Annotated in this window: 17 protein-coding genes; 9 read left to right on the forward strand and 8 right to left on the reverse strand. The window is 33.9% G+C overall.

Features of this window, described 5'->3' with window-relative positions; genetic code table 11:
- The first annotated feature begins 50 nt into the window (after window positions 1-50).
- From tsaD to FYC62_RS01225, 4 genes are all read left to right on the forward strand, one after another.
- Window positions 51-1,070, forward strand: a complete 1,020-nt coding sequence (gene tsaD, locus FYC62_RS01210) for a tRNA (adenosine(37)-N6)-threonylcarbamoyltransferase complex transferase subunit TsaD (RefSeq protein WP_149073632.1) — start codon at window positions 51-53, stop codon at window positions 1,068-1,070.
- On the forward strand, window positions 1,067-3,070 hold the full coding sequence (locus tag FYC62_RS01215) for a hypothetical protein (RefSeq protein ID WP_149073633.1): 2,004 nt from the start codon (window positions 1,067-1,069) through the stop codon (window positions 3,068-3,070). Before tsaD ends, FYC62_RS01215 begins: the two co-directional genes overlap by 4 nt.
- 2 nt (window positions 3,071-3,072) lie before the next feature.
- On the forward strand, window positions 3,073-3,648 hold the full coding sequence (gene pth / locus FYC62_RS01220; RefSeq protein WP_149073634.1) for an aminoacyl-tRNA hydrolase: 576 nt from the start codon (window positions 3,073-3,075) through the stop codon (window positions 3,646-3,648).
- 61 nt (window positions 3,649-3,709) lie between these two features.
- Window positions 3,710-3,928, forward strand: coding sequence for a hypothetical protein (locus FYC62_RS01225; protein WP_052176804.1), 219 nt, complete (start codon window positions 3,710-3,712; stop codon window positions 3,926-3,928).
- Window positions 3,929-3,987: 59 nt separating this feature from the next.
- Here the strand turns inward: FYC62_RS01225 and FYC62_RS01230 are convergent, their stop codons facing one another.
- The 3 genes from FYC62_RS01230 to FYC62_RS01240 all read right to left on the reverse strand — a co-directional run bounded on the left by FYC62_RS01230 (window position 3,988) and on the right by FYC62_RS01240 (window position 8,263).
- On the reverse strand, window positions 3,988-4,983 hold the full coding sequence (locus tag FYC62_RS01230; protein WP_149073635.1) for an aldo/keto reductase: 996 nt from the start codon (window positions 4,981-4,983) through the stop codon (window positions 3,988-3,990).
- A 15-nt stretch (window positions 4,984-4,998) separates the two neighbouring features.
- Window positions 4,999-7,023: a TonB-dependent receptor gene (locus FYC62_RS01235; RefSeq protein WP_149073636.1), complete on the reverse strand. Its 2,025-nt coding sequence runs from the start codon at window positions 7,021-7,023 to the stop codon at window positions 4,999-5,001.
- Window positions 7,024-7,168: 145 nt separating this feature from the next.
- Window positions 7,169-8,263 carry a PQQ-dependent sugar dehydrogenase gene (locus tag FYC62_RS01240; protein WP_240534778.1) on the reverse strand — a complete coding sequence of 365 codons (1,095 nt, stop codon included), beginning with the start codon at window positions 8,261-8,263 and terminating at the stop codon, window positions 7,169-7,171.
- A gap of 122 nt (window positions 8,264-8,385) precedes the next feature.
- Here FYC62_RS01240 and FYC62_RS01245 point away from each other — a divergent pair, with 122 nt between their 5' ends.
- Entirely contained in the window at window positions 8,386-9,018 is a 633-nt protein-coding gene (locus FYC62_RS01245; RefSeq protein ID WP_149073637.1) for a YceI family protein, read from the forward strand.
- 49 nt (window positions 9,019-9,067) lie between these two features.
- On the opposite strand, the gene FYC62_RS01250 is transcribed toward FYC62_RS01245, so the two are convergent.
- The 5 genes from FYC62_RS01250 to FYC62_RS01270 all read right to left on the reverse strand — a co-directional run bounded on the left by FYC62_RS01250 (window position 9,068) and on the right by FYC62_RS01270 (window position 15,670).
- The gene (locus tag FYC62_RS01250) at window positions 9,068-10,207 is read right to left on the reverse strand and encodes a lactonase family protein (protein ID WP_149073638.1); all 1,140 of its coding nucleotides are present in this window, start codon (window positions 10,205-10,207) and stop codon (window positions 9,068-9,070) included.
- A 34-nt stretch (window positions 10,208-10,241) separates the two neighbouring features.
- Window positions 10,242-11,045 (reverse strand): murein L,D-transpeptidase catalytic domain family protein, encoded by an 804-nt coding sequence (locus FYC62_RS01255; RefSeq protein WP_149073639.1) that lies wholly within the window; start codon window positions 11,043-11,045, stop codon window positions 10,242-10,244.
- Between the two features lie 102 nt (window positions 11,046-11,147).
- Window positions 11,148-11,804, reverse strand: a complete 657-nt coding sequence (locus tag FYC62_RS01260; protein ID WP_149073640.1) for a hypothetical protein — start codon at window positions 11,802-11,804, stop codon at window positions 11,148-11,150.
- Window positions 11,805-11,851: 47 nt separating this feature from the next.
- Window positions 11,852-13,957, reverse strand: a complete 2,106-nt coding sequence (locus tag FYC62_RS01265) for a tetratricopeptide repeat-containing sensor histidine kinase (protein WP_168199346.1) — start codon at window positions 13,955-13,957, stop codon at window positions 11,852-11,854.
- A 252-nt stretch (window positions 13,958-14,209) separates the two neighbouring features.
- A complete protein-coding gene (locus FYC62_RS01270; RefSeq protein WP_039449672.1) occupies window positions 14,210-15,670 on the reverse strand; it encodes a glycine--tRNA ligase in 1,461 nt (486 codons plus the stop codon).
- Window positions 15,671-15,804: 134 nt separating this feature from the next.
- Here FYC62_RS01270 and FYC62_RS01275 point away from each other — a divergent pair, with 134 nt between their 5' ends.
- From FYC62_RS01275 to gldG, 4 genes are read left to right on the forward strand one after another with little or no spacing between them, the layout of a single operon-like run.
- Window positions 15,805-17,748, forward strand: a complete 1,944-nt coding sequence (locus FYC62_RS01275) for a heparinase II/III domain-containing protein (protein ID WP_149073642.1) — start codon at window positions 15,805-15,807, stop codon at window positions 17,746-17,748.
- Window positions 17,749-17,789: 41 nt separating this feature from the next.
- On the forward strand, window positions 17,790-18,503 hold the full coding sequence (locus FYC62_RS01280; protein WP_149073643.1) for an ATP-binding cassette domain-containing protein: 714 nt from the start codon (window positions 17,790-17,792) through the stop codon (window positions 18,501-18,503).
- Window positions 18,503-19,231 (forward strand): gliding motility-associated ABC transporter permease subunit GldF, encoded by a 729-nt coding sequence (gene gldF / locus FYC62_RS01285; RefSeq protein WP_149073644.1) that lies wholly within the window; start codon window positions 18,503-18,505, stop codon window positions 19,229-19,231. The genes FYC62_RS01280 and gldF overlap by 1 nt, the downstream gene beginning before the upstream one ends.
- Window positions 19,225-20,910 (forward strand): gliding motility-associated ABC transporter substrate-binding protein GldG, encoded by a 1,686-nt coding sequence (gene gldG, locus FYC62_RS01290; protein ID WP_149073645.1) that lies wholly within the window; start codon window positions 19,225-19,227, stop codon window positions 20,908-20,910. Before gldF ends, gldG begins: the two co-directional genes overlap by 7 nt.
- Window positions 20,911-20,956: the final 46 nt, after the last annotated feature.

Below are 20,956 nucleotides of genomic sequence, written 5' to 3' on the forward strand. Positions count from 1 at the left end.
TTTTGAATACTTTTTTAATAATTTTGCTTTTAAACTTTATAAAACAACTTGTGGCAATAATCCTCGGAATAGAATCTTCATGTGATGAAACTTCGGCATCTGTATGTATAGACGGCGTAATAGCATCTAATATTATAGCAAACCAAACTATTCATCATCAATATGGTGGTGTTGTACCAGAACTAGCTTCCAGAGTACATCAACAAAATATTATTCCGGCTGTTCACCAGGCCATAGTTGAAGCAAAAATAAATAAAAATCAGATAGATGCAGTAGCTTTTACACGTGGTCCCGGATTATTAGGCTCTTTATTAGTAGGAACCTCTTTTGCCAAGGCTTTTGCTCTAGCAAACGAAATACCATTAGTAGAGATTAACCACATGCAGGCGCATATTTTAGCTCATTTTATTCCTAACCAGATGGAAGATAAAAAGCTTCCTCAGTTTCCATTTATTTGTTTAACAGTTTCTGGCGGGCATACCCAAATTGTTTTGGTTAAAGATTATTTTGAGATGGAGATTTTAGGAGAAACTACAGATGATGCCGCAGGGGAAGCTTTTGATAAAACAGCTAAAATTTTGGAACTACCTTACCCTGGTGGTCCTTTAATAGACCAATATGCTAAAACGGGTAACCCGCATGCCTACCAATTTCCAGAACCACAAATACCGGGTTTAAACTTCAGTTTTAGTGGGTTAAAAACCTCTATTCTATATTTTATAAGAGACAACGTAAAGCAAAACCCCAATTTTGTTCAAGAAAACTTGGCTGATATTTGTGCTTCGGTACAATATCGCATTGTGTCTATCTTATTAAACAAGCTTAAAAAGGCTGCTCAAGAACAGCAAATTAAAGATATAGCCATTGCTGGCGGAGTTTCAGCAAACTCTGGTTTACGTACAGCTTTAACGGGGTTGGCGCAACAAAAAGGCTGGAATGTTTTTATCCCAAAATTTGAATATTGCACAGACAATGCTGCTATGATTGCCATTGCTGGCTATTATAAATTCTTGAAAAAAGATTTTGTTGGACAAGAGATTGCTCCTCTAGCTCGTATGCCTTTCGCATGAGGTATTTTATCCATCAAAGAAAATTAACCGGTCTTGCTATAGTTTTAGCAGGTTTCTCTCTATTAATTTTTCAGCATTTATGGGCGTACACAGGGCATTTTGGTTTTGATGATTTAAATTATGCAGAGCTAGCTCATGCCTTTTTTCAAAAGCAGCCTATTTGGGATAATACTTTTACATTTCGTTTTGGTATTGTTATTCCTTTAGGGATTTTGTATTGGCTTTTTGGTGTTTCCGATGGCGTTTCCATCATTTTCCCCATGTTGGTTTCTTTAGGTTTATTGTTATTGGTGTATGATAACCTAAAAGGCGAGACTTATAAAACCTGGATAGCTACTGCTATTTTACTATCTAACCCTTGGATAACCTTTTATAGCGATAAGATTGGCGTTGATATTCCTATCACTTTGGTGATACTGCTGGCCATTACTATCTTATATAAATCAAGATTTGGACTTTATTGGCAAAAGAAATTGGTTTTAAGCGGTTTTCTGTTGGCTAGTACTGTTTTTCTCGGGTTACTGACTAAAGAAACCATTTGGTTCTTGTTTCCACTAGTTGTTTTTTTCTTTTTTATTGATTTAATAAAACTTCAGCGTATAAAATTTTGGCTTAGTGCATTGGTCACCTTAAGCTTATTTTTAGCTGTTTACTTTTACTGGCAATATCTGCAATTTGGTAATTGGTTTTACAGGTTTGAGCTCATCCAAAAATACGATAACACCAATTTATGCTCTTATGATAGGCAACCTTTAGCAATTGTCTTAAATCGCATTGGTTACGAGTTATTTCTTCATTTTGTTAAAGAAGCTGCTTTTATATTGCCTGTTTTAGCTGTGTTTTTATGCATCGCTAAACAAACTTTTATCAATATCAGAACAAAGGAGAATTTTTGGCTTTTAAGTGCTATCATCCTTATTTTAACCGCTAACTTTTGGAGTATTTCTTATCATTCCTATCATCCTTTATGTGTTGATATTAGGCATTATTTATTCATCATGCCTGTATCGGCTATAGCCATTGCACATCATTACAAAAGGTTATTTAGGTTTTGGCCGCTTATCTTTTTGTTAGCCGCTAGTATGCTGGTTATTATTTTTGATGAGTATTGGGAAATGAAGACCATTGCCGTATACCAAGCCATTTGTTTAATCCTTATTTTTGGTTTGATGTTGCTATATACCAAGCATCAGAAGTATATTTTCTTAGGCATTGCTTTACTACCTTTACTAAATGTTTATGTACAGCTAAAATCAGCGAAAGCGTTTAATTATCCAGAGCAAAGAGCTGTAGCACAGCAATTTATTAAGGATAAGAAAAACACAACGGTTTATGCTGCAGAAACGCAAATCAGATTATTTAAATATCATTTAGGTTTTCAGTTAAATCATTTTCGGCTAGTACCTTATGATAATTTTGAAAAGCTTGAAGACGGCTACCATTACTGGAATTACCATGCTGCCTATGCTGCTGGCGAATTAGATTTTGTGCCACCAGAAGTTAATCATTTCTCTGTACCAGAACATCAATTATTAGATACTCGAGATATGAAAATTTGGCGCATCAATAAACAATTTTTAGATGCTGAATTAGAATTTTATGAGGCTAAAAAATCTCCTTTATGGACAGGTTTTGTTGCAGATACTGTTCTTATAAAAGCTAAGGATGAGTTTGGACCTACTTTTAAAACAATGATTAATGCCGATGTTAAAAGTATAAATATCTCTGCCAAATGGAAATTGAAGAAAAATGATTTAAAGGGTGCTACTGTGATATTTACTTTAGAGGAACAGGGGAAAATGATTTTTTGGAAACCCTTTAGCATTTATTCTGATAGGGCAGTGGTAGATAATTGGTATGTATTGTATAAGTCTGTTAGGTTTGAAAATTTTAAGATTTCTAAACAGGCAGAACTTAAAGTTTATATTTGGAATAATTTTAAAACAGAATTGGAAATTGCCGAAGCTAGCGTTTCCTTAGTAAGAGGTCATAAAGATTAAAAATGAAATACCTAATTGTTGGTCTTGGAAATATAGGTCCTGAATATGCTGATAACCGCCATAATATAGGTTTTATGGTGTTGGATGAACTTGCAAAACAAGAAAATGCTAAGTTTTCTATGTTAAAGTTAGCTTATTACACAGAGGTTTCTTTTAAAGGCCGGATGCTGCATCTGATAAAGCCTACTACTTATATGAATTTAAGTGGTAAAGCAGTAAGTTATTGGATGAAAGAATTAAAAATTCCGATAGAAAATGTTTTGATTATTGTTGATGATTTAGCCATTCCTTTTGGAGCCATCAAACTAAAACCTAAAGGTAGCCCAGCCGGACATAATGGTTTAAAAAGTATTGAGGGATTATTAGGGTCTAATGAATATAGTCGTATTAAATTTGGAATAAGCGACCATTTCCCAAAAGGTCGTCAGGCTGATTATGTTTTAAGTGGTTTTGACCAAGATGAACTATCAGATTTACCCACTTTGATAGAGCGTTCTATAGCTATTATCAAAAGCTTTGTAACAGTTGGCGCAGAACTAACCATGACTAATTTTAATAATTTGAAGCTACCTAAGTAGGCTTTTTATTTGTATAGATTTAAGAGAAAAATCAGTATTTTTAATATGTAAATTTAAGACTATGAGTATTCAATTTTTATCTGATGAAAATGGACGGAAGCTAGCTGTTCAAGTCCCAATTGAAGAATGGGAAAAAATAAAAGCTATACACCCAGATGTAGAATACCTTTCAAATGACTTGCCTCAATGGCAAAAGACATTGATAGATAAACGACTAGAAACTATTAAAGTAAATCCAAATTCAATTAAATCTGCTGATGATTTGTTCCTAGATTTATAAATAAATGAATTGGAAAATCTACTACATTGTCATTTTATTAAAATGATGGCTTTTCTTTTCTATAAACTCAATTGAAGCTTATCAAGCTCGTTACTTATAAACTTAATCTCTTCTTTTGATAATTGTACTCTTGCAGCTTTAGCATTTTCTACTGCTTGTTTTGCATTTCTGGCCCCAACCAAGGCAATAGTAATACCGGGTTGTTCTAAGGTCCAACGTAACACAATTTGAGAAACCAACATATTTCTTTCATCTGCTAAAGGTTTTATCTTATTCAAGAAAGCATCAACTTTAACTAAGTTTTCATCTTTAAAGAAATATATTCCAGCTCTATGGTCTCCTTCATTAAAAACATGACCGGGTTTCATTTTTCCGGTAAGTAAGCCTCTTTCTAAAGGGCTATAAGCTAAAATACCTTTGTCAAGAGCTAAACAATAAGGAACTATTTCTTGCTCTATATCTCTTTTAACCATGCTATATGGTATTTGGTTAGAAGCTAGTTTGATATATTTTTCTGCCTCGGTCATTTGTGCTACATCATAATTACAAACACCTGCATAGCGTACCTTACCTGCCTTAATCAGTTCTTCAACAGCTTGCATGGTTTCTTGTATTGGTGTAGTAACATCTGGCCAATGGATTTGATAAAGGTCTATATAATCTGTACCTAATCTTTTAAGAGAATCTTCACATTCTTTAATGATGCTTTCTTTGGCAGCATATTTATAAATAGCTATATCCTTACCAAAATTATCTATACTTTTAAAACCAAAATCTCCTTTATTATCATCCCAACGCATCCCAAATTTGGTGAGTATTTGCACTTTATCTCTGCTTAATTCTTTTATAGCTTTGCCTACTAAAACTTCGCTGTGCCCTTGCCCATAAATAGGAGCTGTATCAATTGCATTTACACCTTCATCATAAGCAGCAAGCATAGCTTTAATAGCTTCTTGGTCATCTGCACCTCCCCACATCCATCCGCCAGCTGCCCAAGCGCCAAAAGTAATTACGGGTAATTCTAAAGCTGTATCTCCTAGTTTTCTGTATTGCATAATTTTAATGATGTATTACCATTTCAATGCTAGTCCTGCATAGTAATTTCTAGTTGCAGCCGGGTTAAAATAGCGGTTTCCAAAAGCGTTAATATCGTTACCTAGACTGTATTTTTCGTTTAATAAATTATCAACTCCAAAAGTGATATGCAGTTTAACGTTGTTAAAAGGTACTATGTAATTTAGCTTAGATTGTATTAAATGAAAGCTATCTGCAAAAACGGTTTCTGCATCATTAAGAGATGTTTTGCCATTGTATTGATGTTGAACGAAAAGATTTAGCTTTTTAAAAAGTGAAATATTTAAACCGTTAACCCAGTTAAGTTTTGGTATTCCGGTAAGCATATTCCCAGAGAAATTGTTGCTACCAATAAAATAGTCTCTAAACTCAAATTTAGAAATAGTTATGGCGTTATAATAGTCTATACTTAAGGCTCTAGCATCTGCTTTGATGATATTGGCATTCAATTGAATTTCTGCACCTAACTGATTGGTACCACCAGCGTTTACATAAAAGTCTTCGTCGCTAGCATTAACTCTTCTTACTATAGCATTGTCTAATCGGTAATAAAAAGCACTTACATCAGCATAAATGCGTTCGTCTGATGTTCTAAGCCTAAAGCCAACTTCATAATTCCAGCCTTCTTCTGCATTTAAAGAAGTGTTAATGATTCTGTTTGAGGGTCTTATTTCATCTTTTGTAGGAGTAGAGTATCCCTTACTTACCAAGGCTCTTAAAGAAAAGTGTGGAGTTACTAAATAAGATAATGCCAATTTTGGTATGAAGGTAGGGTCAAACTTGCCATCGCCTGCATCTTGTCTTGGTGATTGTGGCAGCGTTCTAAAGTTAAATCTGTTAAAGTTTAAACTTAATGATGCCTCAATTTTAAGTTCTGGTAAAAGCTCAACGGCAAAACGATTGAAGATAAATTCGTTAAAGTTTTTAATCTCATCGGCGTCGCGTATAGTTGTTGGGTTACCCGCTTGGTTGCCATAATTAATGAAATCTGTTTTGGTTCTTTGGTATTCGTAACCCAAGTTCCACTGTAATTTAATAGAACTGGTTTCCTTATTTTTTAATTCTAAGTATGTTCTTAAAGCATAAGAATTTTCATCTCTATACTCGTAATTGGTAAAGAAAGGGTTTTTAAAATCGGTTACTAAACCCGATATTCCAATATAATGCCTTAAGCTATTGGTGATTTTATAATCATGACTTAAACCTAAAAACACACTTTTATTATAAATGCCGGTATTTAACTCTTCTGCTCTTGCTCTTGCTGCTCTTGGGTTTTCTACTAATTGTACTGCGGTTAAACCACCAGGAGTATTATAATTCATATCGGCATAAAAGCCTGAAAATTTTACAGTTCCATTTTGGTTGTATTTCCACTTTTGTTGAGTTTGAAAAAAAAGTCTTCGCATGGCACTATTGATACGGTAGCCATCTGCTTCCTGATAAGCCTGATTAAAACTGTATTCATAGTTTTTAACCTGATTTTGCACACCAAAATGTTGTCCAAATAAACCAAAAGAGCCTCGTATGGCACTAAATTCTGATGTTTTTTCTGATGATGAAGAATTGATAAGTACAACCCCTCCAGAGTTTGCACCAAACAAACTTCCGTCTGGTCCTTTTAAAATTTCTATCCCTTTAACTGTATTTTGATCTATTAAATTTAGATAAGTATTACCACCAGCATCCGTTAAAGGAAAATCATCATAATAAACTTTTACATTTCTTACCCCAAACGGAGAGCGGATTAAACTACCTCTGATAGATAAGCGATAACTACCCGGCGAACGTTCCTCCATTTTTACACCGCTGATGCTGTTTAAAGCAGGCAATAAAGTGTTTTGCGTACGTTGTTCTAGCTGCGCTTTATTAATAATGGTTGCTGTTGCTGGTAAGCTGATGAGAATCTGCTCGCCCAAATAAGCATTTATTTTAACTTCATTGAGCGTTTTTATGCTATCTAGTTCTTGAGCCTGTGTGGTACCAGCAACCAAAGTAGCTAGTATAAAAAGATGTAGTTTCAAAGCGTTATGTTATGGTTTTTTGCTGATATTTTGAAAATAACTCCTGCGGCATCATCTGCAACCAATAAATTCCCATCTTTTAAAAAGCATAAGCCAACTGGTCTTCCATATACTTCTGATGTTGACGGGTTAGCAATAAAGCCTGTTAAAAATCCTGAGGTTTGCCTTTTGGTTTGCCATTTTCAAACGGTACAAATATAACTTTATATCCAGAAAATTCTGAACGATTCCAAGAACCATGTTGCCCCACAAAAGCTGCATTTTTATATAAATCAGGAAAATTATTTCCATCGTTAAAGGCTAATCCTAAAGATGCTGTATGTGCACCTAAATCAACTTCTGGGACTATCGCTTTAGCAACAAGTTCTGGTTTAGGGTCATCTTTCCAACGTGGGTCTGGGTGTTGCCCAAAATAAGCATAAGGCCAGCCGTAAAAGCCATCTCGCTGTACGCTAGTGATGTAATCGGGCACTAAATCATCACCTAAATTATCACGCTCGTTAACGGCTGTCCATAGGGTAGTAGTGCCAGGTGCCCAATCCATCCCAACCGGGTTTCTTAAGCCTGTAGCAAATACTTTTTCACCTGTTCCGTCCGGATTTATTTCTAAAATACAGGCTCTTCTTACCTCATGCTCCATACCATTTTCGCCAACATTACTTCCAGAACCTACAGAAATATAAATTTTCTTGCCGTCTTTACTTGCAATAATATTTCTAGTCCAATGGTTATTATAACCTCCGGCAGGAAGACTTAAGATTTTATCTCCTTTTCGGGTAATTTTATTTTGCGATGCTTGATAAGGAAACCTCATTAAGCCATCCGTATTAGCAACATAGAAATAGTTATTTAAAACCAGCATCCCAAAAGGCTGATTTAAATTCTCTAAATAAGCTAGTTTAACATCAGCAACACCATCATTATTGGTGTCTTTTAATAAAGATATTCTATTGGCACTTTTGCCTGTGCCAGACTCGGCTACAAAAATATTCCCATCATCGGCTTGGTAAATCCAACGAGGGTTTTCTAGCTCAGTAGCAAATTTTGTTACAGTAAATCCTTCTGGTGCTATTGGGAGTTTATCGCTAGGCCAGCCTATAACTTTACTGATTTTTGTGCTAGGTTGCGTGGCAAAAGGTTGTGGTAATTGCAAGGAATCTTGCTGCTGACTTTGCTGCTGGTTGGTAGAACCACAAGCGGCTAATATCAATGTAAAAAGCGTAAAAAATGCGTTTTTCATATTTGCTGTTTTATTTGTAACTGATAGATTTAATTTTTGTTTTTGATCGTGATGTATCAGCTATTCAAACAATTATGCCAAAGAAGTGTATGAAAAAGATAAATCATTAAATCAAACTCATTATGAAAACATTAAAATTAGGATTAATTGCAACAGTTTTTTTAGCAGCATGTTCTAACAATCCAAAAGGTAACAAAGCCACTACTGCTGATGCAGAAGCCGTACAAGCTGTTGATGGTGAAACTTTAAATGTAGATCCTGCTAGCTCAAGCATAGCATGGACAGGTAATAAAGTTACGGGTAGCCACACAGGAACTATTAATATTCAGTCTGGAAATGTAGTGCTGGATGAAGGTAAGTTGGTAGGCGGCGAATTTGTAATCGACATGACAACTTTAACCAATAAAGATTTAGAAGCAGATGTAGAAAACAAATCAAAACTCGAAGGGCATTTAAAAGCTGATGATTTTTTTGCCGTTGAGAAATATCCAACAAGCAAGTTTGTGATTACTAAAGTGACTTATAAAGAAGACGGTAAAGCAGAAATAGCGGGTAATTTAACTTTAAGGGATGTTACTAAAAATGTTTCTTTTATTGCTGATGTTCCTGCTGCAAGCGCAGATGGTTTTCATGCTATGGCAGATTTTAACATCAACAGAAAAGACTGGGGTGTGATGTATGAAGGAATGAAAGACGATTTAATTGCTGATGAAATTAACCTGAAAGTTCATTTAATGGCAAAAAATAATCCATAAAAATTAAAAGAAGAGGTCGGGGTGATTTTATAATCCCGACCTCTGATTTTTAAAGTTTGGGTGTAAATTTTAGACAAACTGGTGCACCAACATTTACAGTTTCTCCTGTATAAGTTAAAAGCCCGGTTTTTACATCTCTTTTAAAAACAAAAATATCATTACTATCTTGATTGGCTACTAACAGGAATTTATCTGTTGGGTCTATATTAAAGTTTCTTGGGGTTTTTCCTTTGCAGCTAACGTTGTCAATTTTTGTTAAAGTACCATCAGTTTTATTAACCTTAAAAACGACTATTTCATTTGCGCTTCCGCGATTACTGGCATACAAATAATTTCCATCTTGTGATAAATGAATATCCGCAGCACCATTAGTTCCTTTAAAATCAGGCGTATTCATACTTACTCTTTGCACCTGCTTTAATTCTTGGTTTTGATAGCTATAAACGCTTACATGTGCAGTAAGTTCTTCTACTACGTAAGCGAAACTTCCTTTTTTGTTAAAGATGAAATGCCTTGGTCCACCACCAGGGGTAATGGTAGTAAAAGCTTGTTTAGCAGGGACAAGGGGCTTACTTGCATCGGCTAGGTATTGGTAAGCAAAAACTTTATCGGCACCTAAATCTGGTACATAATAATGGCTACCATCTACAGATGGGTAAATACAATGTGCATGAGGTTTATTTTGTCGCCTTTCGTTGATACTAGTACCTTCATGTTGTATAAGTTGACTTAGGGGTTCTATTTCTCCGCTAGCTTTAACAGGGAAAACGCTAACACTGCCTCCACCATAATTAGCTGTAAAAACATGTTTACCATTATGGGTTAAAGAAATGTAACATGCACCCGGACTGGTTGTTGACTGGAAATTTTTATGAGTAATTTCTCCGGTTTTATTGTTGAACTCGAAGTAGCTTACGCCTGATGCTTCTTGTTCACTCACACTGTAAACTTTTGTGCCTTCTTTATTTATAGTTAAATAAGACGGGTTTTTAATACCTTCCGTAGTATGTTCTAGTTTAAGTTTCCCGGTTTTGCTATCAAACTCGTACACAAATATACCTTGGTTTTGGGTTCTGGTATAGGTGCCAACCAATAAATGATAATAGCGCTGCTTTTTGTTTTGAGCGTTTACAGACAAACTTAAAGCACAAAATAAAAAGGTAAATAGGTTTAATAAGAGATTTTTCATAGTCCTAAAATAGGAAATTCAACTAGATATAAATCTAAATTTGGGCAGAAAAATGATTTACAACAGTCTGATCGTTCAATAATGTTGAGGTATAATTTGGAGCTTCTGCATTAATAAATAAACATGTTTTTCCTTTGATTAAGTTAATCACTTGTTGATTTAATTCTTGAGGTACAGCAGGACAACCATGGCTTCTACCTAATCTTCCGTGTTTATGAATAAAATCAGTACTTACATAATCTGCACCATGTACAACAATAGCTCTTGCTCTTGCTAAATCGTTGATGCCTTTATCTAAACCATCTAATTTTAAGGATAAGCCATGTTTACCAAAATAAGTTTCATTGGCAACATAAAACCCTAAACTACTTTGGTGAGATTCTGCCTGATTAGAAAATCTTACTGCTTTATTATCACCACTTCCTCTGCCATGTGCCACATAGCTATGCAATAGTAATTTTTGATTTTTGATATCAATTATCCACATTCTTTTTGAAGTGCTGGGTAAATCAAAATCTATAACGGTTAAAATGTTTTTATCACGATTTAAAAGATTTGCCAATTGCATATTTAAAAAACCCGTGAAAGCTTTCTCAAATACAGTTTCTGATAAACCAGCCGCTTTGAGATTGATTTTTTGATAAGTAGCCTGTATAAAATTTTGATAGGTTACAACAGTGTCTACTGAAGTTCTTTGAAGTGTGGTATCTAGAATAGAAACTTGTTTGTTTTTTAAAACTGCGCTTTTCCAACTGATGTTGGTTAAAGTAAAAATAGCTAGAAATAGTAATAAAATGGTAACAGAATAAATGTTGAATCTTTTTTGTATAATGCTCATAATGAAGATGTTTTTCTTTGCAATCCTAAATATATACCTATTTAAACTAAAGGTAACCATCTTTATCTTTAAGCTGACTTAAAAATAACTTTCAGCTTACCTTTAAATGACCTTTACGTATAAATACTGATAGTTTTTTCTTTTTAATCCGCTTTTTCTACTGTGATATAACCTATATAAAGCCAACTTGTCTAAAAGCGGAATAGCCTTGTTATAACGTACTTCTTGTTGGTGTTGAAGGCTTTTAAAAATGATATTAGCCAGCATGTTTTCTTGCTTAAAAGATATATTAGAATGTCCCAGTAAACCTAAAGCATGTAATAATTCATGTCTTAAAACTTCGTGTTTTTTAGGATAAATAAGTGCTGGATGCAAGTAAATAGCTGCATTAAAAATCTGCTTATTGCTTATGGTTGGTTTCATATAACCTAAAGGGCAATTTTGTTTTAGCGTTTCAAACCTGTTGTTATAACGTGTGGTATCAGCATCAAAATGTATTTTTAAATTACCCTGATTTTTAACCAAACTCATATCAACACTTAAGTATGGTTTAATGTCTTTTATAATTTCTTGTACAATTAAAATATCCTCAATACTGTAATTACCAGCTAATTCTACTTTAATAGGTTTTTTCCATTTGGCATAGCTATCTTCCTTGTAAAAAGTGGTTTCAGCAAAATAAAGCAACTCGGTATCGCTATATTCATGCTTGAAGATACTAAAAGGTAAGGTTATAAATAGGATGATAAATTGTAACAAGCTGATAATCTTTATTCTTTATACGTTAAAGAACTAGAAATATTACTTTAGCTTAGATATTTAGGAATAGTAAATGAAAATGTACTGCCTTGGCCTAAAACGCTTTCTACCTTAAATTCTCCGCCACATTTCTTCACTAAATCATTACAGAAGTATAAGCCCAGCCCAGTACCTTTCTCTTTTTTAGTACCTAATGTACTTTTGTTTTTGGTGGTAAATAAATTATCTATTTGTTCTTGAGACATTCCAATACCGCTATCTTTTACCTTTAGCTCAAAGTGATTTGTATGTTCTTCTAGTTGGATGATGATTTCTTTATTGTCATCAGAAAATTTAATAGCATTAAGTACCAAATTTCTAATGATAATCATGCTTAGCATGGCATCTATTTTGATCTTAACCTCTGGATTTATCTGGTTTATAATGCTAATGTTTTTCTCCTTAGCAAAAGGTTGCAAAGAGGCTGTTTTTTCGTTTATAAAATTAAATAGGTTTTGTTCCGTGATTTTTAAACTGAAACCTTTAAGTTGAGATTTAGCCCAAAAAAGTAAGCTGTCAAGAATTTCAGAAGTATCTTTTACGTTTTTGGATATTTGAGGGATAAAACTTTTAAAATCATCCGCATCTAAAATATTGTTTTCTAATAGTTCTAATACAGAAGAAAGATGCCCAATTGGTTTTCTTAAATCATGAGAAATAATAGTGAAAATTTGGTCTTTATGATTATTTAAATCAGAAAATGCTTGAGATTGTTTGTTTAACTCTATTCTGCTTATTTCTATTTCATGATTTTTTTGAGCTAAATCTTCATTTATTCTTTTCTGTAATTGCTGATTTCTAACGCTAATAAAAGTAAAAATCCCCAGTATCATCAGGATGAAAACAACAAAGCCCAAGGTATATCTTTGGGTTAGAATTTTTGATTCTAACACCTTTTGCTTTTGATTTTTTATAAGGTTTTCTATTTGTTTTTTTTTATCATAATCTCTTGTTGCAATTAAAACCGCAACTTGTTTTAAATTATCTTCTAGCTTTAAAGATTTTTCAAGTTTTAAAGCATCCTTTTGTGTGTTAAATGCTTTTTCAAACTTTCCCTGTTTGGCATAAGTTTCTTTCAAAAACTCTAAAATATTTACTTTTAAAGGAGTTTGATTAGTATTTCTGCAAAGATCCAAAGCCTTTTGGGCTATTTCTTCGGCCTCTTCAAGTTTATTTTGCTTGTTTAACAAATCTATTTGATGCGTTAAAGCAAAAGTTTTGTGAAAAGTTAAAGATTTTTGGTTTGCAATATTTAGTGCTGTATCTAAATAGGCTTCAGCTTTATCAAAAGCCTTGTTTTTAATAGCCAACATTCCCAAATTACTATAAGTCAAACTCACAATTTCATACTCTTGCAAGTTCATCGCTTTAGCTAATTTTAGAGCTTTTTCTAAATAAAATTTAGCTTTTAAAAGTTCATTTTTACTTAAATAGTTTGCGCCTAAGTTTTCATAAGCATAGCAAAGTGTAGCTGTATCTTTTAAACTGATGGCAATGGCTTCACTCTTTTTGAGGTAATAAATAGCTTTATCGTAGATTTTTAGTGTAGAAAAAAGCTGACCTAAATTGCTGGATGATGTCCCTAGTCCTTCGTTATTTTTTAAAGCTTTGTTTAAAGTATAAGATTCTAAATAATGTACAATAGCTTTTCCGTAATCGCCACTATAATCATAGCTAACACCTAAATTAGTATGTACATCGGCGATTAATAAGGTGTCTTGTTTTCCCTTAGCTAGACATTTTTTATAAGCATCAACAGCTTTGGTAGTTTCATCTAAATACTGATAGCAATAGGCTATATTAAATAGAGCTTCTGCTTCAGAAATATCAGACTTTAAAAATTTGGCATTTTCATAAGCCAATTGAAAGTTTTTAAGAGCTTTTGTGTATTGATAATCGTCTAAAAGAACATTACCCTGTAAAAAATAACCTTTAAATAAGCCAAATTTGTATTGATGTTTTTTAGAAAGCGCTATAACATCTTCACTTATTTTAAAAACCTCTTTTTTATTCTTCTTTTTAGCTTTTGCTTCTTTAATAAGATTGTTAATCGTAACAGTATCTTTTTGTAGGTTATAGCTGTTGGCAGTATTTACAATAAAAAAATTAACCACGAGAAAGAAAAATAACCTGTATAGCGTGAATTTTGTAGGAAACAGCGCCTTCAATGGTTTAAATATTAGGTTATGAATTTGTTTATTTCTCATTATCAAATTAGCGGGCGCTAAAGTACTTGTTTTTAAAACATTAGAAAAATTAGATTTAAATTTTTTAACTGTTTTTTAATTTTTTAACTTTCTTATTACTTTTTAGCATAAAAAAAGGGATAAATTTCTTCATCCCTTGTCTTTATTTTTAATGAAAACTTAGTTCAATATATTTTTCCAACTTACAAGTTTGGCAATGATGTTTTCTAATTCATCAACAGCAACGCGTTCTTGCTCCATACTATCTCTATGTCTTATGGTTACCGTATTATCTTCTAAACTTTGATGATCTACCGTAATACAGAAAGGTGTGCCAATAGCGTCTTGTCTTCTATAACGTTTACCAATAGAATCTTTTTCATCATAAGCCATGTTAAAATCTAATTTTAAACGGTTCATAATTTCTCTAGCTTTTTCTGGTAAACCATCTTTTTTAGTTAATGGTAAAACTGCAGCTTTATATGGTGCTAAAGCCGGATGCAAATGTAAAACACTTCTAGAGTCTTGTTTATCAGCTGTACTTAAATCTTGCTCTTCAAAAGAGTTTATCAGCGTAAGCAAAAAGAAACGGTCTAAACCAATAGAAGTTTCTATAACATAAGGGACGTAGTTTTGGTTAATCTCCGGATCAAAAAACTGCATTTTTTTACCAGAAAACTCTTGGTGCTGACTTAAATCAAAATCTGTTCTAGAGTGTATACCTTCAACTTCTTTAAAACCAAAAGGGAATTCAAATTCAATATCTACAGCTGCATTTGCATAATGTGCTAGCTTAGTATGGTCATGAAAACGGTATTTATCCGGATTTGTGCCTACTGCCAAATGCCATTTTAAACGGGTTTCTTTCCAATGTTTGTACCATTCCATCTCAGTACCAGGGCGTACAAAAAATTGCATTTCCATTTGTTCAAACTCACGCATACGCATGATAAACTGACGGGCAATAACTTCATTTCTGAAAGCTTTACCAATTTGAGCAATTCCGAAAGGTATTTTCATCCTCCCAGATTTTTGAACATTTAAAAAATTCACGAATATACCTTGTGCAGTTTCTGGTCTTAAATAAACCTCATCAGAACCATCTGCCATAGCGCCCATTTGGGTAGAAAACATCAGGTTAAACTGACGCACATCAGTCCAATTTCTAGTGCCAGACACCGGACAAACAATTTCATGTTCTTCTATCAAAGCTTTTAAGCGTGGTAAATCTTCGGCTTTTAAAGCTTCATCCATATCATGCTGAAGTTTTTCAGCTTTATCAGTTTTACCGTCTTTCTCGTACCTGCTGATTTTATCTTCCAATAATTGGTCGGCTCTGTAACGTTTTTTAGAGTCTTTATTATCAATCATAGGATCGTTAAAACCATCTACGTGTCCGCTGGCTTTCCATATTTTGGGGTGCATAAAAATTGCAGAATCAATACCTACAATATTTTCATTCATTTGCACCATGGCTTTCCACCAGTAGGTTTTGATGTTGTTTTTCAATTCGGCACCTAGTTGCCCATAATCATAAACAGCACTAAGTCCGTCATATATTTCACTGCTTTGGAAAACAAAACCGTATTCTTTAGCGTGTGATATTACATTTTTAAAAAGTTCGTCGTTATTTTTTGCCATGATGCTGCAAATATAACATTGCAGTAATTTTTAACTCTATTTTATGCTAAATTTTTTTAAGGTATTGATAAAGGCCTGTTTATAAACCTCGCTGAATAATAATATATTAGCACCACCAATTTTAAATCAACAATATGAAAAAATTATTACTTGCTATTTTTTTCATAGCAAGCTTGCAACAAGTAGTTGCCCAAAATTTACTTAGTGGCAAATACAATACGGAAGCTTTAAAGAAGTTACTCATCTCGCAATCTACATGGAAACCATTTCCCAAAATTCAAGAGCGCCAAGAATGGGCTAAAGCAAATCAGGTGAATTTAAAAGATAACCTGGCGAAAGCAGAAACCTATCTCAATTACTCGTGGCCTTCTATACCTGCTACGGTTTCTTTATTGATAGAAAGAACTGGCGATAGGGAAGAATACCAAAATATAAGTTTCAAAAAACGAGAGGTGTTATTGACATTGTTGTTTGCTGAGATTTATGAAAATAAAGGTCGCTTTACAGATCAAATCATTGATGGTATTTGGTCTATTAGCGAAGAATCTTTCTGGGGAGTATCCGCTCATTTACCAAAGAAAAAGGAAAATTCTGGCTTGGTTGATGTGTCTGAACCGTTTGTTGATTTATTTGCAGCAGAAACCGCAACCTTACTTTCTTGGATTGATTACTACCTGGCAGAAAAACTCGATAAAGTTTCACCGCAAATAAGAAAGCGTATTTATTTTGAGATTAATCAAAGAGTTTTAACTCCATTAATGACAAAAAATCATGGGTTTATGGGGAATAATGCCGACGGTAGAAGACCTAATAACTGGAATCCATGGATTTGCTCTAACTGGTTAAATACAGTTTTATTGATAGAAAAGAATGAAGATAAAAGAGCAGAAGCTGTACATAAGATCTTAAGTGTTTTAGATAATTTCTTAAATCCATATCCTTTAGATGGCGGTTGCGATGAAGGCCCAGGCTATTGGGGTGCTGCCGCAGCATCTTTGTATGATAACCTTTCTCTTTTAAACTTAGCCACCAATAATGCTTTTAGCTATACTTATCAGGATGAAAAGGTGAAGAATATGGCTGCGTTTATTTATAAAGCACAAATTAGTGAAACCTATTTTATCAATTTTGCTGATGCGAACCCAAAACCGAGTATGGATGCTCCTATGATTTATCGTTTTGGGAAAGCCATAAACGATGAAAATATGAAGAGATTTGGAGCCTATTATTACAAACCAGGCACCAAAGTTTCTAGATTTCATATCTTTAGAAATTTCTTTGAACTTTTCTTAGATGAAGAATTAAAGAATGTACCTAAACAGCTTCCGCTTCCTAAAAGTGTTTGGTTGCCAGAAACCGAGGTAATGCTAGCTCGTGATAAAGCGGGCAGCACCAAAGGATTTACCCTTGCCGCAAAAGGCGGCCATAATGATGAAAGCCATAACCATAATGATATTGGTAATTTTATTGTTTATGTTGATGGAAATCCTTTATTGATAGACGTAGGAAGCGGTACTTATACCAGAAGAACTTTCTCTGATGATAGGTATGACATTTGGTTTAATGCTTCCAATTACCATAACACCCCAACTGTAAATGGTTGTGTACAAAGTCCGGGTAAAGATTTTAAAGCCACAGATTTAAGCTTTGCAGATGATAAATCAAAAGCTGTTTTCGCTTTAGATATTGCTAAATCTTACCCTAAAGAAGCTGGTTTAATAAGTTGGAAAAGGGCTATTACCTTAAATAGAGGGAAAAATATCCAGATTAAAGATACTTATCAATTAAAAGCTGAGGGTGGTTTTATCAATCATTTAATGACTTGTTATCCGGCAGAAGTAAAATCGCCTGGCTTAATCATCATCAAATATGAAAAAGATGGTGTTAAGAAAGATTTTGCCATCCAATACGAGGCTTCTTTATTAAACGCTAGCATAGAAAAAGTAAAATTAGGTATCCCAGAAGATAAAAGCGTAAAACGTAATTGGGGAGATCATATTTACCGTATCAACCTTAGTTTAATAAAGCCATCAGCAGCAGGCACTCTTAATTTGATGGTAAAAGAAGCTAAGCTTTAATAATTTTCGCCTAACATAAGGGCAAATTGTTAAATTGCGCCATGTCTGTAAAGGTATCGGGTTTATTTAAAATTTACGGCGTTCAAAAAGCGGTTAACGGAATTTCTTTTGAGGCTTTCCCTGGAAGGGTATTGGGTTTTCTTGGGCCTAATGGTGCAGGTAAATCTACAACCATGAAAATTTTAACAGGTTATTTACCCCAAACCTCCGGAAATGCTAGTGTTTGTGGTTTTGATGTAAATACCCATACCCTTGATGCTAAAAAGCATATCGGTTATTTGCCAGAAAGTAATCCTTTATATCCAGAAATGTATGTAAAAGAGTTTCTGACCTTTGTTTGCGATATTCATCAAATAAAAAATATTAAAAAACGTATTCAGGAAGTTATACAGCTTACAGGTTTAGGGCCAGAGCAGCATAAGAAAATTGGCCAGCTATCAAAAGGGTATAAACAAAGGGTTGGCTTGGCACAAGCTATCATTCATGATCCTGAAGTACTTATTTTAGATGAACCAACATCGGGCCTAGACCCAAACCAACTCATAGAAATTAGAAAGTTGATTAAAGATTTAGGGAAAACTAAAACCGTTATCTTATCAACCCATATTATGCAAGAAGTAGAGGCCATTTGTGACGATGTCATCATCATCAATAAAGGTAAAATTGTGGCTAACGACCGTTTAGAAACACTATTACAAAAGCATCATACCCAAAATATTGAACCTATATTTGTGGCTTTAACCAAAGAGAATTAATGCTAACGATATTTATAAAAGAACTTAATTCTTATTTCAGCTCATTGGTAGCTTACATCACTATCGTGATTTTTCTTACCGCAATGGGCTTGTTTTTATGGCTTTTTCCAGATACCAGTATTTTAGAATATGGCTATGCAGGTTTAGATAGCTTATTTAACATAGCTCCGTATTTATTTATGTTTTTAATACCCGCTATTACCATGCGTTCTTTAGCTGAAGAGAAAAAAGAAGGCACTTTTGAGCTATTGGCAACCAAGCCACTTACAGATTGGCAAATTGTATTGGGTAAATACCTAGCAGCTTTAGCTTTGGTAATAATAGCGATACTGCCAACCGGAATTTATTACTACACCGTTTATCATTTAGGGGGCGTTGAAGGAAATATTGATTCTGGGGCTGTCATTGGTTCTTACATCGGGTTGATATTATTAGGTGGGGCTTATGTAGCCATAGGTATTTTTTGTTCCTCAATCACTAAAAACCAAATCATAGCTTTTACTATTGCAGTTTTTTTAAGCTTTTTCGCCTTCAGCGGATTTGATTCCATCAGCCAGCTTTTAGCTCTACAAAAAATAGATGATATCATCATTAATTTAGGTATCAATCATCATTATCAAGCTATCAGTAGAGGGGTTTTAGATACCCGAGATTTATTGTACTTCTTAAGTGTAATTAGCATTTTTTTAGTGCTTACGAAAACTATTTTAGGAGGTAGAAAATGGTAAATCAAAAGAAAAAAGACCTGCTACATTTAGCTCTGGTATTACTTGCCGTTGTTTTGGTACAAGTTTTTGCTCAGTTTTTCTTTACCAGAATAGACTTTACCAAAGAGAAAAGATTCACCCTATCTGCCACCACAGAAGAAATATTACGCAATTTAAAAGAGCCCGTAAAAGTAACAGTTTATTTAGAGGGAGATTTTCCAGCTGGTTTTAAAAGGTTAAGAAGCGCAACAAAAGATTTATTAGGCGATTATAAAGCCTATGCAGGCTCAAACCTTCAATTTGAGTTTATAGACCCCGCTGCTGATAAAAATCAGCAAGAGCAACAAGCATTTTTTGAGGAGCTTTATAATAAAGGGATAGAACCCACAAACCTTAGCGTTAAGCAAGAGGGCGGTTTAACGCAAAAACTCATATTCCCTGCGGCTATGGTAAGTTTCAACGGTAGAGAAATACCTGTTAAACTTTTACAAACCAGAATAGGCTTAAATCCTGAAGAGGTTTTGAATAATTCTATCCAAAATTTAGAATACGCTTTTACATCAACCATAAAAAAAATTACAGCGGGTGGCAAACCTCGTGTAGCTTTAACAGAAGGGCATGGCGAACTTACTGATTTGCAGCTTCAAGACGCTATGCAAGCCTTATCAGAAGGTTATGAAGTAGGTAGGGTAGATTTAAAAGAAATCACTTGGGAAGGTTTAAAAAAGATAAAACTTTTAATTATCCCAAAGCCTAATGAAGAATTTACAGAGTTAGAGAAATTTAAAATAGACCAATACCTGATGCAAGGCGGTAAAGTTTTTTGGGCTATAGACCAAGTACATGCCGAATTAGATAGCATGCAGCAAGGCGATGGCGAGCAGCTAGCATTCCCCAAGAAATTGAATTTGGATGATCAATTATTTAAATACGGCATCCGCGTAAATTATGATTTGGTTGGCGATATGAATTGCATGCAAATTCCGCTAAATGTAGGAAATATAGCAGGAGAGGGTCAAATACAAATGGTTCCTTGGTTGTTTTATCCTATTATAATGCCTTTTTCTAGCAATCCAATAGTTAGGAATTTAGAAGGTATCAAAACCGAGTTCATCAACACCATAGATACCATTGCAGTTGAAGGTCTAAGACAAGAAGTATTATTAACAACATCTCCTTTTAGCAAAAAGTTGAATACGCCTACCTTAATTTCTTTAAACATGGTAGAGCAAACACCAGATCCAAAAACTTTCCAAAGCGAGCCCAAACCTGTTTGTGTTTTAGTTGAGGGTAAGTTTACTTCCATATTTAAAAACAGAATGTTACCAGCAGGTATTCCAGCTTCGGCTTTTATTCCGGAAAGTAATTTTACTAAAATGTTGGTATTCAGTGATGGTGATATACTTAGAAATCAGATAAGCGCTACAGATGGGTCTGTTTTTCCTTTGGGTTATGACCGTTACACCCAACAAACCTTTGGTAATAAAACATTTTTACTCAATTTAGCAGATTATTTAACCAACGATGCCGAGCTTATTAAGCTCCGTAGCAAAGAAATTAAACTTAGATTATTAGATAAAGCAAAAATTATAGAAGAGAAATTAACATGGCAGCTCGTAAATATGCTGTTTCCTATTGTTTTAATTGTAGTTTTTGGAATTTTTCAACATATTTATAGGAAACGCAGGTATACTGCTTAAAATTTATATTTTTGGTACTTAATAATAGCATTAAACACAACCGATA

The sequence above is a fragment of the Pedobacter aquae genome, assembly GCF_008195825.1.
GTDB lineage: Bacteria > Bacteroidota > Bacteroidia > Sphingobacteriales > Sphingobacteriaceae > Pseudopedobacter > Pseudopedobacter aquae.

Coding starts and splice junctions, on each gene's coding strand:
- FYC62_RS01255 (WP_149073639.1), bottom strand. CDS start 11,045: ATGAGCATTATACAAAAAAGATTCAACATTTATTCTGTTACCATTTTA.
- FYC62_RS01280 (WP_149073643.1), top strand. CDS start 17,790: ATGTCTGTAAAGGTATCGGGTTTATTTAAAATTTACGGCGTTCAAAAA.
- FYC62_RS01275 (WP_149073642.1), top strand. CDS start 15,805: ATGAAAAAATTATTACTTGCTATTTTTTTCATAGCAAGCTTGCAACAA.
- FYC62_RS01270 (WP_039449672.1), bottom strand. CDS start 15,670: ATGGCAAAAAATAACGACGAACTTTTTAAAAATGTAATATCACACGCT.
- gldF (WP_149073644.1), top strand. CDS start 18,503: ATGCTAACGATATTTATAAAAGAACTTAATTCTTATTTCAGCTCATTG.
- FYC62_RS01225 (WP_052176804.1), top strand. CDS start 3,710: ATGAGTATTCAATTTTTATCTGATGAAAATGGACGGAAGCTAGCTGTT.
- pth (WP_149073634.1), top strand. CDS start 3,073: ATGAAATACCTAATTGTTGGTCTTGGAAATATAGGTCCTGAATATGCT.
- gldG (WP_149073645.1), top strand. CDS start 19,225: ATGGTAAATCAAAAGAAAAAAGACCTGCTACATTTAGCTCTGGTATTA.
- FYC62_RS01215 (WP_149073633.1), top strand. CDS start 1,067: ATGAGGTATTTTATCCATCAAAGAAAATTAACCGGTCTTGCTATAGTT.
- FYC62_RS01250 (WP_149073638.1), bottom strand. CDS start 10,207: ATGAAAAATCTCTTATTAAACCTATTTACCTTTTTATTTTGTGCTTTA.
- FYC62_RS01240 (WP_240534778.1), bottom strand. CDS start 8,263: ATGAAAAACGCATTTTTTACGCTTTTTACATTGATATTAGCCGCTTGT.
- FYC62_RS01245 (WP_149073637.1), top strand. CDS start 8,386: ATGAAAACATTAAAATTAGGATTAATTGCAACAGTTTTTTTAGCAGCA.
- FYC62_RS01230 (WP_149073635.1), bottom strand. CDS start 4,983: ATGCAATACAGAAAACTAGGAGATACAGCTTTAGAATTACCCGTAATT.